We start from the raw sequence: 15226 nt of genomic DNA, 5'->3' as shown, positions 1-15226 counted from the left end.
AAACGCCAGTTACGTGAAATCGTAGCTGGCGTTTATTTATTTAAAATTGGGTAAAATCCGGCAAGTCAACGAAATAACTGACAATATCGGTGACGTCGACATACTTATTGGCGTCCTTATAAAGGAGCAAGCGCCAATCGCTGACGTGATTATTGTTGCGCTCATCGATGAATTGGTTCAAAGTACCATCATGGTTGAGCAGGAGGTAACCGGCGAAATCTTCCAAAACATCAGGAAGCGCTGTGGTGAGACGTTCCATATCATGTGAATCTTCGCGGTTGAAGAGTGCTACGCCGAAAGTCCCAAGTTCTGGGCGGGTGTTGGCGAAATACCATTTCATGGCCATGAGATCAGTCATCGTTATTCCGATATTCATTAAATAATCAACACTCAAACGAAAATGGATTGGTTCCACCAAATCAGCTTGTGTTTGTGAGACATGATATTGGTCTGAGTAGAATTCAGCCAATGCTTGCCATTGCGTAATGGTGGGTTCTTGCGTACCTTGTTCAAAGGCATCCAAAGTTGCGGGATCAAGTTGCACTTGTGCGGCAACTGAATCACGACTTAATTGAAAAAGTGAACGTAGCGTTAGTAGATTATTCATAACAAAAATTCCTTTCGCAGATTAATGACGGCTCATATCCAAAATGGCATCAAAAACAGACTGTGGCAATTCGATTTGATTCTTTTGACCTTGACGACGCATTTGTTGTTGCTTCTTAGATGTTTTACCAGATGAAGCAGCCGCTTTACGAAGGGGTGGAATATTACCACGGCTAATGACACGGCCTTCAACAATCGCCTGGACCGGCATTTGTTGCAACTTACGTGGCACCAGTTCAGTCAATTTTTGGACGATTTCTTGGGCGAATTGGTCAACGCGCAAACGGTGCATCACAAAAGTTAGCGCATCAACTGGTGTGTAATCAATTTGAATGTCTAAACGAACCAAATCAGATTCGTCATAATCATCACGCTCTGTTGAAAGCGTGGCGAATCCATGAGACACGGACTTGAGTTCGTTAAAGAAATCATACGCGATTTCGGAAATTGGCATTTTATACGTGATTAACAGCATATCACCGATTGTTTCCAAATCTTGCAGTACCCCGCGACGACCTTCAGCAAGACGCATAATGTCGTTCAATTGAGAATCTGGCGCAGTGATTTTAGCACGAACGTAAGGTTCTTCAACCTTTGTGATCATATTGTAATCTGGGAATTGCGTTGGGTTTTCAATATAAAGGGGCTTATCTTGGTTTTTAACTGTGACACGGTAGGTTGAATTTGGCATGGTCGTCAAAACATCAAGACCGAATTCAGCTTGTAAACGTTCACGAATGATTTGCAAATGGAAGATTCCCAAGAAGCCACCACGGAAGCCCATTCCCAAGGCTTCTGATTGTTCAGGCTCATATTGGAAGGCTGCGTCATTTAAGGCAAGTTTTTCAATTGCAATCTTTAATTCCTTATATTCACCTTCATGCGGATAAATTCCAGCATACACCATTGGCTCAATTTGTTGATACCCTGGGAACGGTGCATCAGTTGGGTTTTGTTTAGAAGTCACGGTGTCACCAACTTGGATGGCACGTGGATCCTTAATTCCAGTAAGAATGTAACCAACATCCCCAGCTGATAATTCAGGAGTTTCAGTAGCAAGTGGGGTATAGAAGCCAATTTCCTTTGGTTGGGCACTAACGTCATTGGCCATGAAATTCAACGCCATATTTTTTGTTAAAATCCCATCGAAAATACGGGCTTGGACCATGACACCTTGGTATGGATCGAATTTTGTATCGAAAATGAGGCCCTTAAGCGGTGCTTCAGGTTCGCCGCTTGGCGCTGGTAGGCGGTCACGGATGGCTAACAAAACATCGTCAATGCCAATTCCAGTCTTAGCGGAAATACGCAGGGTGTTTTCAGGCGTGAAACGTTCATCAAGATCCATCAATCCGGCTTGGGTACTATCAACATCAGCCATTTTGTTATCAATTTTATTGATAATTGGAATGACAGTTAGGCCAGCATCTTGTGAAAGGCGATAGTTGGCAACTGTTTGGGCTTGCACACCCTTGGTAGCATCGACCAAGAGGAGCACACCATCAGTGGCTGACAAACTACGTGACACTTCATAATTGAAGTCGACGTGACCAGGCGTATCAATTAAGTTATATTCAAATTCTTGACCTTCTGGGTCAACATAGTAATTACGAACGGTACGCGACTTCACGGTCACACCATGCATTTGTTCAACAGCCAGATCATCTAGTAATTGATCACTGGCTTCGCGGTTACTGACGGTGTTGGTTGTTTCCATGATTCGGTCAGCAAGTGTCGACTTTCCATGATCAATGTGGGCAATAATAGCAAAATTTCGGATAAACTTTTGGTCTTTAGGCATGAGGTCCTTCTTCTTTTCATTTAATCGGTGTTAAACCGAAGAGTATGTTAATCTGTTCAAATTTTACCGTACTCATCGGCAAAGGTGAAGAGAATCATGTATAATTTAAGGATAGTCTTATAAATCAAAATGGAAACAGAAAAAGAGGGATCATATGATTACATTTGAACCGATTACTGATGAAGCGTACTGGCAAAAAATTTATTTAGAAGCATTTCCAGGGCGTGAGCGTAGCCCCTATGAAATGCTCGTGGAACTTTCTGAAATGAAGCCCGTTGTTGCGTTACATACGATTGCTGAAGATGGCAAGGCAATCGGCTTAGTTGTGTGGGTTGAATTAGGGGATGATAAAGCCTTTATCTTATACTTTGCCATTGACCAATCACTACGTGGTGGTGGTTATGGTGGAAAAGTACTAACGGCCTTGAAGGAACGCTTTACGAACGGGATTATCTTGGAAGCTGAATTCCAAGAACCTGACGCTGACAATTTAGAACAACGCGAACGTCGTCATCGTTTTTATGAAAAAAATGGTGTGGTTGATTCAACCTTTGCGTCAAAAGCTTTTGGTGGTATTTACCATTTGATGCGTTCAAACGTAAATGTAACTGTTGAGGATTACTTAAAAGGTGTTCAAATTTTGAGTGACTACCCAACCATGGTTGCCCCAGCATCACAAGCTTTACGAGCATTTAATTAAAACAAAAAACAACTACAAAAGTCGTAGTTGTTTTTTTTCACACTTTTCCGCTTGTAGTATTATACGTCGTATGGTAATATCTTTTATGCAATAGATTTACGCGAATAGTATTATACAAAATTAAAAAGCGAGGCATTATAATGACACAACCAGCATTAGTAGCAAAAAATCTAGAAAAGACCTATCAAAAAGGTACCGAGGCGGAACAAACGGTTTTAAAGAATCTGTCTCTGACGGTTGATAATGGCGAATTTTTGGCAATCATGGGACCATCAGGATCAGGAAAATCAACGTTATTAAATATTTTGGCGACGTTAATGGCACCAACCATTGGGGAAGTTGAAATTAACGGTAAAGATATTCTCCATATGCGCGATAACGAAATGGCGAAGTTCCGTGGCCATGATATGGGATTTATTTTTCAAAACTATAACTTGATTGAAAGTTTATCAGTGGCTGAAAACATTGGCTTACCGCTAAACCTACAAAAAGTTGCACCGAAACTTGTAAAAGAGCGCGTGCGTGGCGTTGCTGAATTATTAAACATCGCTGAATATCTTGAAAAATATCCGGCAGAACTATCAGGGGGGCAACAACAACGTGTTGGTGCTGCGCGCGCCTTAGTGCACGAGCCAGCTTTAATTTTTGGAGATGAGCCGACCGGAGCGTTGGATTCAGAAAATGCCCGCGAAATGATGACGTACCTCTCTAAGATTAATCAAGCTGAGGCGATTTCAATTTTAATGGTGACTCACGATGCCTTTTCAGCTAGCTTTGCTTCACGGATTCTTTTCTTGAGTGATGGACAATTTGTTGCCGAATTAAAGCGTGGTACACAAAGTCGGGAAGCCTTCTACCAACAAATCTTACACCAACTCGGAATTTTCGAAGAATAGACGAAAGGAGAAACCATGTTAAATAAAATTGCATTAAAATCACTACGTCAAAAATGGCGTGATTATAGTGTCTTGGTGATTGGATCGTTGATTGCGGTGGCCATCTTTTATATGTTTAGTGCCATTGCGACGAATGAACCACTCTTGAAAAGTATGTCAACGATGACCAAACAGGTGATTGTGATTGTGTTTGTGTTTGGTGAAATTTTCCTAGGGATCATTACGTTTGTCTATCTTAATTTCGCTAATAATTTCTTGTTACGCCTACGTCAAAAGGACTATGGACTCCTAGCGATGTTGGGGGCTTCTAAGCGCCAAGTTGGTGGCTTACTGATGCGAGAGACGTTGTTTATTGGTTCCATTGCAACCACATTGGGGATTCTAGTTGGAGCTGGTCTGACTAAGTTGAGTGGTCAAACTTTGATGGATTTGATTGGTATTAAAGTCAAGCATCGGGCTGTATTGACGCCCAAAGCGATTTTGATTACGATTGTTTTCTTTCTTATTGTTTTCTTCCTAAATGGGATGTATAACCGTTGGCGACTAAAGCGTGTTGATACTTTGACGCTATTACATGCTGACGAGACAGTAAAAGCCAAGACAGAAAAAACCGGACGACAAGTTGTGCTAGGGTTGCTCGGATTACTGATTCTAGGTGGCAGCTATGCGCTGATGCCTCAAATTCCTAAGTTACAAATGACTGGAATGGTCATTGCCCTGATTTTAAATGGGATCGGAACTTACCTATTTGTTGGTCAAACATTGGGATTGATCACAAATTGGATGCGCCATGCTGATTTTGGTCAGCGAGGGCTACGTTTATTCTTGAACGGACAGTTACGTTTTCGTTTGAGCGAGTATAAGCGGATTTTAACGATGATTTCTGTGCTATTTGGTCTAGCGCTGGGGGCAATTAGTGTTGGCCAAGGATATTATGTGTCTTTGCCAAAGCAGGCTCAAGAAACAAATGCAGTGACGCTAATGATGCGTAATCCGAATGCAGAGACGAGTACCTTAAAGGATGTGACTTACCAGGCTGAAATTAAGTATCGTTTGCATGATGGTCAGGTAGACTTTGAAAAGCAAAATCTAGCGGATGCTAAAGTGCCTACTTTGAAGTATACGCAACCAGACGATGCAAATGCTAAGCCAAAAAAGGAACAATTAAATGTTAATGCGGCCCATGCTGATGAAGACTATACGCTGACGACGTGGGCTGCTTATCTTGCTGGTGTACCATTTGGTGCTAAGGTGAATTTGGTGGAACAATTGCCGAAGAATGATGTTAAGACATTTAAGGCTGTTTCAGTACGTGACATGCAAGCAAACCAAAAGCCATTGGAGAAGCTATATGCTGGTGAATTACGTTATACAGACCATGGTAATTTAATGGTGCCGGGTGCATATGGTAACTTTGTGATGCTCAAGTCAATTTTTGGCGGATTAGAATTTATGAGCGTCTTCTTGGGAATTGCATTCTTAGTCATGTTGGCCTCAACGTTAATGTTTAAGGTGCTGTCGAATGTTAGTCAAGATCGACAACGTTATCAGATTCTAAAGATGATTGGGACAACGCCATCAGCGGCGCGTGTGTCAACCATAAAAGACGTGGGCATTCTATTTTTCATTCCAATGGTAATCGGGGTCTTAGATACTGTATTTGGTTTACAGAGCTTTAAACCAATCATGGTTGATCCTTATATTGGTTTGGGGAATGGATTGATGATTGTTGGTGGTGTTTACTTACTTTATTTTGTCATTACGGTCTTTATCTATCAACGTCTCGTGTTAAAAAAAATAAAGACAGTCAAGGCGTGGACATGACTTGTGATTTTAATTGATACTTAACCATTGGAACTATTAGAATGTGGTATACTATGGAATATTGTAGAAATTAAACTTAATTGTAATATTCAAAAGAAATGTAAAAATTAAACGGACTAATGTTAGCCATTCGTCGACACGTTTAAAAGTTGCTAGGAGTAAGTTATGTCTAAACTATCAATCATTGTTCCTGTCTTCAATGAAGAAGAGACTGTTCCAATTTTTTATGATGCTTTGGAAAAAGTACACACCCAAGTACCCGAGTATGACTTTGAGTACTGGTTCATTGACGACGGATCAACAGATAAAACCATCGCATCCATCAAAGCGTTACAAACTAAAACTGATTCAGTGCATTACGTTGAATTTTCACGTAATTTTGGAAAAGAGGCTGGATTATACGCAGGGTTACAGCATGCGACAGGTGAGTATGTGGCTGTAATGGATGTCGATTTACAGGATCCACCAGAGATGCTACCAGAAATGTTGTCTGGTGTTGCTTCGGGCGAATGGGATATGGTTGGTGCTCGTCGTACGACCCGTGCTGGTGAACCACCAATCCGTACATTCTTTTCTGACATGTTTTATAAGGTGATTAATAAGATTTCTGATACATACCTGGTTAATGGTGCTCGCGATTATCGTGTCATGAGCCGACAAGTAGTGGATGCAATTTTGAGTATGACGGAATATAATCGTTTCTCAAAAGGAATCTTTTCTTGGGTTGGGTTTAAGCAAAAGTATTTACCTTATGAAAATGTGGAACGTGTTGCTGGATCAACTTCTTGGTCATTCTGGTCATTGTTCCGCTACTCAATTGAAGGCATTGTTGCCTTTTCACAAGCACCACTTACGGCCATTGCGATTTTGGGTGTTGTGTCATTCTTGGCTTCAATTCTAGGTGCGATTGCTATCTTTGTTCGTGCCCTTGTGGTTCCTGCTTCTGCTATTGGTGGGTGGCCTTCATTAGTGGTCATTATGCTCTTTATGGGTGGTATTCAATTGCTCAGCTTAGGGATTGTTGGTCGCTATATTGCGGCAATTTATCTTGAAAGTAAGCGACGTCCAATTTATATTGCCCGTGATGTTAAATAAAAAAATAAACCGCACTAGCCAAAGCTAGTGCGGTTTTATTTGTTTACATTTCGCTAAGAATGCGGCGAGCGATTGATTCTGTCGTCACCATGTCTGTTAGGAATTTTCCACGTAGTGCCCCTAGGGCAGCGCTTGTTTTAAACTTACTTTTAACGATACCAAAACGGCGGGGTGTTTCCATGATTTCATCAATTGATAATCCGAAGACTTTGTCGTGATCTGGATTCAAAAAGTTACCATTCACATCAAATGGTCGGCCATAAAGCATCCCAGCCACATCACCATGATTGATATCACCCAAAATCATGTCTAGATTCTCATTCCAAGTTGGAATGCTTTCAAGAGAAGCCATTGTTCCTAGGGTTGTAAATAATAGGTCCATCTGTTTTGATGCAGCAAACGCTGGTTGTACAGCAATTTCTTGAGCCATTTTTTCACGTGTTGCATCATCAATGATGTAAAGTGGCCCCGTCATGGTTAGATACTCAGCTGAGAAACGTGCCGCAGCTAACTCAACCATGCGCATTGATCCGGCTGCAGATTTGTACTTCATGTTTTCGCCAATGAACTGCGTAAACGTCACATGTTCTAGTACTGAAACGGGGAAGTAATTAATGATGTTAAAGATTGTACCACCCCAAGTTAGACCGACCACTTTACTTTGAGCAATCATGGGGGCTAACTGATGAGCAGAATAGTTTAGGATGTTTTCGGTCGTTTCTGTGGGACTGATATTGTCCTTTAGAATATAGATGTGGGGAATGTCAAAAGTCTTTTGGAAAACTTTTTCAAGTTCAAGGTTACGTGGGTTAGGAGCCGCAATATTAATTGTGACGATTCCTTCGCGTCGTGCATCATCGAGATACTTATTAACTAGATATCGACTTAAGTGATATTTTTCTGCTAATTCAGCTAAAGACAATTGTGAAAGGTAATAGTCTTGTGCTAAATTTGCGAGTAATTCATGCTGATCCATTTCTTCTGACATCAGTAGGCCTCCTTAAAAAAAGCTTTCATTTTGTTTAGCTTACCATATATTTTAAATATTTTGAATGGTTTTCATATTTTTTAATTTTATCAAGGAGGCATTTTGTGTTTGCGAACACTTTTTAAATTTTTAAAATACCAACGAACTTATTTTAAAAATGTCGAATTTTTTCTTTACATTTTTAAAAATGTAAACTAAAATGAGACATGTTAGCAAAGGTAAGTAACCTTTGAGTGTTAAAAATTATGTGAGAGGTGTAACAAACATGGTTGACATGGATAAAGTGTTAGCACTTCACGAAGCGCATACTGGTGTGCTCGATATTAAAGGAGACTTTGATGTCACAACCCGTAATGATTTAAGTGAAGCCTATACACCAGGTGTCGCTGGCCTAGCAAAGTTGATTGAATCTGATCCATCGGCTAAGGCAAAGTACACGATGAGTGGAAAGTTAGTTAGCATCGTTAGTGATGGGACTGCAGTATTGGGATTAGGAAATGTTGGTCCAGCTGCAAGTCTACCTATTATTGAAGGAAAAGCACTTCTATATAAAGATTTTTCAGGCGTCAATGCCGTACCGATGGCATTAGAACAAACTTCAGTTGATGAATTTGTGCAAACCGTTGTGAACATGTCTACATCATTTTCCGGTATTCATTTGGAAGATATTGCCGCACCACGTTGCTTCGAAATCGAAGAAAAATTAAAAGAGAAATTAGATATTCCGGTTTATCATGATGACCAAGAGGGAACAGCAATTGTTGTCTTAGCTGGATTAATTAATGCAGCCAAGGTGGTTAATAAGCCATTGAAGGATTTGAAGATTGTTTTGAACGGTGTTGGTGCTTCAGGATATGCAACTGGTAAGTTGTTGGCTGAAGCAGGAATTAAGCATATTACTTTGTTAGACCGTCACGGTGTGATTCGCGAAGACGATACACGCTACAACGCCTATCAACGCAAACTTGCCGGCATGGTGAACCAAGCTGATGGTCAAACATTAGATGATGTTATTGCTCATCAGGATGTCTTCATTGGTTTGTCAGATGAAAAGGTGCTTTCAGCCGATCAAGTCAAGCGCATGAATGATGCCCCAATTATTTTCGCGTTGGCAAATCCTGTTCCAGAAATTGACCCTGATGAAGCAAATGCTGCCGGAGCAAAGGTTGTCGCAACGGGATCTTCACAATGGCCCAACCAGGTTAATAATATTTTGGCATTCCCTGGTCTATTCAAAGGATTGCTAGAAACAGGTGTTAAGAGTGTTGATTCACAACTTCAGTCAGAGGTTGCGCATGCTTTGGCGGATATGATTCAAAATCCTAATCCGACAAATATTGTTCCAGGGGTTTTTGATGATGGTGTCGTTGATGCTGTTTCAGGAGCAGTTGCAACATTTGCTAAGAAATAAGTTATGACACACGGAGGTCTGTAAAATGAGTGATCACATACAAGATCTGCATTTGAGAAGTAAGCCGCAACGTAGAATGTGGCAAAACTTTTTAACTGAACGCGGCATTGATGTTTTTAATGATACAGAGATTGATGTCATTGATGAGACCATTGGCCTCCTTGATGATCATGACCAGTTAGTCGGAACAGGTTCAATTGCGGGTGATGTGATTAAGTACATTGCCGTTCAGAATGAGGAAGGTGCTTCTGGATCGCGCTTCAATATGGTTGTTTCTGAACTTGTGAGCCGCTTAGCACAACGGGGCGTGTTCCACATTTTAGTCTTTACGAAGCCAAAATATACAGATAGTTTTGAACATGTTGGATTTACGAAGTTAGCAGACTCTGATCAAGGTGTCTTGCTTGAAAAGGGTGAGCCTAATATTCAAACATATTTAGCTGATATTCCAAAGGTTCCAGCCGGTAAGGAAATTGCCGGCATTGTCATGAATGCAAATCCGTTTACATTAGGTCATCGTTACCTTGTTGAGACAGCGGCTCGAGAAAATGATTTTGTTTACGTCTTTGTTGTCAATCAAGATGCCTCACTTTTTAAAACTAGCGAACGGGTTGAACTTGTTAAGGCGGGCACGCAAGACTTAGAAAATGTCATTGTTGTCAATGGTGGCAGTTACATGGTCAGTTATGCAACTTTTCCAGCGTACTTTATTTCAAGTCCTGATGCTGTTATTGATTACCAAACCACGCTTGATGCACGATTGTTCAAGAATTGGATTGCCAAGGATCTGCACATACAGACCCGTTACCTAGGTAGTGAACCATATTCGCACACCACTGATTTGTATAATCAAGCGCTACAACGTGAGTTGCCACCTGAGGTTCAGGTGAAAATTATCCCACGTAAAGAACTTGGTTCAGGCGATGCCATCTCGGCAACGTCAGTTCGTAAGGCGATTGAGGAGGACCGGATTTCCGAAATAGAAAATCGGGTTCCCGAAACCACCTACCAATTTATTGTTAGCCACAAGTTTGAATTACAAGACCGGATTAAGAAAGGAAAGAAAGATGGAGATTAAGAAAACGGCGATTGCCGGAACATTAGAATCATCTGATGTACAAATTATGCTTAGTCAAGGAACAGATGGGATCCAATTTGATTTGGAATCAGATGTTGAAAAACAATATGGAAAGGCAATTAAGGCAACTGTTGCAGATGTTTTGAAAGCTTATGGTGTTGAGAATGCCAATGTCAAGATTGTTGATAAAGGGGCATTAGACATGGTGATTAAGGCACGCGCAATTGCAGCAACGCAACGTGCTTTAGACATCGTTGATGAACCAATGTGGGAGGTGCTCTAATAATGGCTACAGAAGAACGTTTACGTCGAACAATGATGTTCGTACCTGGAAATAACCCAGCCATGGTTAAGGATGCTGGTATTTTCGGAGCTGACTCAATTATGTTTGATTTGGAAGATGCTGTTTCACTTCCAGAAAAAGATGCCGCACGCTATTTGGTCTATGAAGCCTTGCAAACAGTTGATTACGGGGATGCTGAATTAGTGGTACGTATCAATGGTTTGGATACACCATTCTATCAAAACGACATTCGTGCAATGGTTAAGGCTGGAATCGATGTTATCCGTTTGCCTAAGGTTGAAACGGCTGAAATGATGACTGAATTGGTAAACTTGGTTGAAGAAGCTGAGAAGGAATTTGGTCGTGAAGTTGGTTCAACACGTGTCATGGCTGCCATTGAGTCTGCTTTGGGTGTTGTGAATGCCTATGGAATCGCTTCATCAACAGACCGTATGATGGGAATTGCCTTGTCTGCCGAGGATTATACGACCGATATGAAGACACACCGTTACCCAGATGGAGCTGAACTACAATATGCACGTAATGCTATTTTGCATGCCGCTCGTGCTGCAGGTGTTTCAGCCTTCGATACTGTGTTTACAAATATGGATGATCCAGATGGATTCTATCGTGAAACTGAGTACATCCACCAACTTGGATTTGACGGTAAGTCATTGGTTAACCCACGTCAAATCGAAATGGTTAACTCAGTCTTTGAACCTACTGAAAAAGAAATTGTAAATGCCCAAAACGTGATTGCTGCGATTGAAGAAGCCCGCGCTAAGGGTTCAGGTGTTATTTCAATGAATGGTCAAATGGTTGACCGTCCAGTCGTATTGCGTGCTGAACGTGTGATGCGTCTTGCAAAGGCATCACACTTAGTTGATGAGGAGGGAAATTACATTGGAAAATAGTGTAAAGCGTGAATTACCGGATGAACTTATGAATAAGTTGGACTACAAGCCATTTGAAACTGTTGATTTTGGAAACCCTGAAATCCAACGTGTTGCACCAAAGGTTCGTGCCACTACTGGTAAGAATAAGTTAGTTGATTCATTGGAAAAAGCGGTTACTGATAATGTTAAAGATGGTATGACAATTTCATTCCACCACCACTTCCGTGAGGGTGACTATGTCTTTAATATGGTTATGCGTATTATCATTGATCATGGTTATAAGGATTTGACTTTGGCTCCATCATCATTGACGAATACGATGAACGATATCACCATTGAAGCCATTGAAAAGGGTGTTGTTACCAACATCACATCATCAGGTATGCGTGGAACTTTGGGTGACGCCGTATCTCACGGTGCGCTTGAAAACCCAGTGATCTTCCGTTCACACGGTGGTCGTGCCCGTGCCATTGAAGAAGGGAATATCAAGATTGATGTTGCCTTCCTAGGTGTTCCTAACTCAGATGAAATGGGAAACGCAAACGGCATGGATGGTGAGACCGCATTTGGTTCACTTGGTTATGCCTTAATGGATGCCAAGTATGCCGATAAGGTTGTCTTGATTACTGATAACATTGTTGACTACCCGAACACACCTGCTTCGATTGAACAAACGCAGGTTGATTACGTTGTGAAGGTTGATAAGGTAGGTGATCCTGATAAAATTGGTTCTGGTGCAACACGTTTCACTAAGGATCCTAAGGAACTTAAGATTGCGCAAACAGTTAACAACGTGATTGTACACTCACCATATTTCAAGGATGGCTTCTCATTCCAAACCGGTTCTGGTGGTGCTGCATTAGCCGTCACTCGTTTCTTGCGTCAATCAATGATTGATAATGGTATCACTGCTTCTTTTGCGTTAGGTGGGATTACCAAACCAACCATTGATTTATTGGAAGAAGGTTTGGTCAAGAAGGTTATGGATGTGCAAGACTTCGATAAGGGTGCTGCCCAATCAATGAAGTCAAACCGTGACCAACAAGAAATCAGTGCAACTTGGTATGCCGACCCTGCTAATAAGGGTGCGATGGTTGATAAGTTGGATGTTGTTATCTTATCGGCGCTTGAAATCGATACTGACTATAACGTTAATGTCATGTCAGGATCCGATGGTGTCATCCGTGGTGCCGTTGGTGGTCACCAAGATGCGGCAACAGCGAAGTTGACGATTATTTCAGTTCCGCTAGTTCGTGGACGCATTGCGACTGTTGTTCCTGAAGTGACGACAAACGTTACACCAGGTGACTCTGTTGATGTTCTTGTGACTGAAGTTGGAATTGCCATTAATCCTAAGCGTCAAGATTTGATTGATGCATTGCAGGATATGCCTGGTGTACCTGTGTACACTATTGAAGAATTGCAACAAATGGCTGAAGCTAAGGTTGGAAAGCCAGAACCACTTGAGTATACCGATCGTACGGTTGCGATGGTTGAATATCGTGATGGTACAATTATCGATACAATTAAAGAAATTAAAGATTAATAAAAAAGCACTTAATCAAATTGGATTAAGTGCTTTTTTCGTATTTATAAGTTATAAAATCAAGGAATGAACTCTAAATTTATATAAAGTAACCAATGGAAAACGGACATAGAGTTAAAATTACGATAGATTTAGAGTTAGCATTAATAATAGTAAAAATAAAATTTTAAAAGACAATGGGCTAACATAATGTTCAGATTTTGAAACCTTTATGGCACATGCCTGTGATTTTTGGTTGGTAGTATAGACATGCTGACGTAGGTAATTGTAACGGTATTGAAAACTAGTATTATTGACCAATGTTTTCGTCTGCGGTAACATGTAATAAATTAAGAAAATATAAAGAAACTTAAAAAACTAAACAAACGCTTAATAAGTAGAATTTAAGTATTTTAGATGATGCATCGTCATTGTCTTAAGGGAGTAATTAAATGAGTCACATTAAAATGTATAAGAGTGGTAAATTTTGGGTTAGTTCTGCCGTAGCCACGCTTGGTGCAGCTGCTGCCCTTGTCGGTGGAGCTGGTACAAGCGCTCAAGCTGATGCAACCGATGCAAATGCACAAAAGGCAGTGGATGGGTCTGCAGATGTTAAGGCACCAGAAACTGACGAAGCCGGTCATGTGCAAGTACAAATTAGTGCTGCTATGGCACAAAACCCAACCAATGTTGATGTGCAAACTGCTACCCCCGAAGCACAAGACGCAACGACTGATGCTAGTGCCGATACGGAAAGCGCCTCAAACGAGTCATCAGCTTCAACGGCTGATGATGTGAAGTCAGATGCGCAAAACACTGTAACAGAGACTCCAGCTGAAGCGGCCGATGTAAAAGCTGACGCTCAAAGTGGTGCAACTGAATCGCAAGATGTAAAGCCAGATGATCAATCAGCCAAGGGTGATTCAGAAGATGTTGCCACTGACGAAAAGACCGATGATCAGAAGTCATCAACTGATAGTTCAGATGCGACAACTGATACTAACACAAACAATCAAGCGGATAAGTCTGAAGTTCAAGAACCATCAACTGATGTTAAGTCAGATGCGAATGCATCTAAGGATGCTGAACAAACGACTAAAAAAGATGCAACGACGACTGAACCCAAAGCAGTAACCCCGGCACCAGTCGTCAAGAAAACGACCGTGGCAAAGCCAAAGGCTGCTACACCAGCAAAAGCAACGACGGCTAAAGCTAAGCCAGTCTTAGCTGCACAAACATATAATTATTCCGCTACGCAAAAGTCGAATGCAATCTATATCTATAAGTTCTTCTCAGCGCGTGGTTGGTCACGTAATGCCATTGCTGGAATGCTAGGAAATATGGCTGTTGAAAGTTATATTTTGCCAGATATCACCGAAATCGGTGGTGGTGGTGGATATGGTCTTGTGCAATGGACACCTGCAAGTAAGTTGATTAACTGGTGTCGTGCAAATGGATTGGACTACCGGACGATGTACGGACAATGTATGCGAATTCAATATGAATTCACACACGGTATTCAATACTATCCAGGTTGGTCAAGAATGACAGCAAGTCAATACATGAAGAGCAAGATGTCAGCCTTTGACTTAGCAATGGTCTTCATGAACAACTATGAGCGTCCATACGATACTTACCAACCAAATCGTGGAAATATTGCTAACTACTGGTATAACTTCTTGGCAAGCCAAGAAAAGAAGACTGGTTACCAAACTGAAAACGGTAAGGTTTACTATTACGACAACAACGGAAACAAGATTAGTGGATTCCGTAAGTTCGGTAATAACATTGAATACTACAACCCAACGACTAAGGTACGTCTTCAAAATGGTTATGTAACGACCAATGGAAACACGTACTTCTTCGGATCAAATGGTGCCGCCATTTCTGGATTCCGTTGGGGAGCAGCCAATCCAAAGACGGGTTACCGTGCTTTGCAATATTATGATACAAAGTCACACATCCAATTCAAAAATAAGTGGTTGACGACGAATGGTAATACTTATTTCTTTGATGGCAAGGGCTGGGCAGAAGATGGTTTCCGTACCGGAGCTGCAAATGCAAAGACGGGTTACCGTGCCTTACAATACTTTGATCCAAAGACGCGTGTTCAATATAAGAAC

13 protein-coding genes are annotated in these 15226 nt (G+C 41.2%); 10 read left to right on the top strand and 3 right to left on the bottom strand.

Going from position 1 to position 15226, the window contains the following annotated elements; all coding sequences use genetic code 11:
• Positions 1-40: 40 nt before the first annotated feature.
• Both IV50_RS01430 and lepA read right to left on the bottom strand, forming a co-directional pair.
• Positions 41-607, bottom strand: coding sequence for a helix-turn-helix domain-containing protein (locus IV50_RS01430; RefSeq protein WP_057744013.1), 567 nt, complete (start codon positions 605-607; stop codon positions 41-43).
• A gap of 21 nt (positions 608-628) precedes the next feature.
• The gene (lepA, locus tag IV50_RS01425; RefSeq protein WP_057744010.1) at positions 629-2407 is read right to left on the bottom strand and encodes a translation elongation factor 4; all 1779 of its coding nucleotides are present in this window, start codon (positions 2405-2407) and stop codon (positions 629-631) included.
• A gap of 154 nt (positions 2408-2561) precedes the next feature.
• On the opposite strand from lepA, the gene IV50_RS01420 reads away from it, so the two are divergent.
• From IV50_RS01420 to IV50_RS01405, 4 genes are all read left to right on the top strand, one after another.
• Complete coding sequence (locus IV50_RS01420; protein ID WP_057744007.1) at positions 2562-3107, top strand: GNAT family N-acetyltransferase; 546 nt, start codon at positions 2562-2564, stop codon at positions 3105-3107.
• 140 nt (positions 3108-3247) lie between these two features.
• Positions 3248-4003, top strand: coding sequence for an ABC transporter ATP-binding protein (locus tag IV50_RS01415; RefSeq protein ID WP_057744003.1), 756 nt, complete (start codon positions 3248-3250; stop codon positions 4001-4003).
• Positions 4004-4018: 15 nt separating this feature from the next.
• Complete coding sequence (locus tag IV50_RS01410; protein ID WP_057744000.1) at positions 4019-5827, top strand: ABC transporter permease; 1809 nt, start codon at positions 4019-4021, stop codon at positions 5825-5827.
• Between the two features lie 165 nt (positions 5828-5992).
• Positions 5993-6922: a glycosyltransferase family 2 protein gene (locus IV50_RS01405; protein WP_057743998.1), complete on the top strand. Its 930-nt coding sequence runs from the start codon at positions 5993-5995 to the stop codon at positions 6920-6922.
• Between the two features lie 43 nt (positions 6923-6965).
• Here IV50_RS01405 and IV50_RS01400 read toward each other — a convergent pair whose 3' ends face one another.
• The gene (locus IV50_RS01400) at positions 6966-7910 is read right to left on the bottom strand and encodes a sugar-binding transcriptional regulator (RefSeq protein ID WP_057743995.1); all 945 of its coding nucleotides are present in this window, start codon (positions 7908-7910) and stop codon (positions 6966-6968) included.
• Between the two features lie 265 nt (positions 7911-8175).
• On the opposite strand from IV50_RS01400, the gene IV50_RS01395 reads away from it, so the two are divergent.
• From IV50_RS01395 to IV50_RS07885, 6 genes are all read left to right on the top strand, one after another.
• Positions 8176-9321, top strand: coding sequence for an NAD(P)-dependent malic enzyme (locus tag IV50_RS01395; protein ID WP_057743992.1), 1146 nt, complete (start codon positions 8176-8178; stop codon positions 9319-9321).
• Positions 9322-9346: 25 nt separating this feature from the next.
• The gene (citC, locus tag IV50_RS01390; protein ID WP_057743990.1) at positions 9347-10399 is read left to right on the top strand and encodes a [citrate (pro-3S)-lyase] ligase; all 1053 of its coding nucleotides are present in this window, start codon (positions 9347-9349) and stop codon (positions 10397-10399) included.
• Positions 10389-10682 (top strand): citrate lyase acyl carrier protein, encoded by a 294-nt coding sequence (gene citD / locus IV50_RS01385; protein ID WP_057743987.1) that lies wholly within the window; start codon positions 10389-10391, stop codon positions 10680-10682. Before citC ends, citD begins: the two co-directional genes overlap by 11 nt.
• 2 nt (positions 10683-10684) lie before the next feature.
• Positions 10685-11596, top strand: a complete 912-nt coding sequence (citE, locus tag IV50_RS01380) for a citrate (pro-3S)-lyase subunit beta (protein ID WP_057743986.1) — start codon at positions 10685-10687, stop codon at positions 11594-11596.
• On the top strand, positions 11586-13124 hold the full coding sequence (gene citF, locus IV50_RS01375) for a citrate lyase subunit alpha (protein ID WP_057743983.1): 1539 nt from the start codon (positions 11586-11588) through the stop codon (positions 13122-13124). Before citE ends, citF begins: the two co-directional genes overlap by 11 nt.
• A gap of 431 nt (positions 13125-13555) precedes the next feature.
• A partial coding sequence (locus tag IV50_RS07885; protein ID WP_169790316.1) for a phage tail tip lysozyme occupies positions 13556-15226 on the top strand: 1671 nt, incomplete at its 3' end.

It is taken from the genome of Weissella viridescens, assembly GCF_001437355.1.
Taxonomy (GTDB): Bacteria; Bacillota; Bacilli; order Lactobacillales; family Lactobacillaceae; genus Weissella; species Weissella viridescens.
This window is presented reverse-complemented; position numbering and strand designations above follow the sequence as displayed.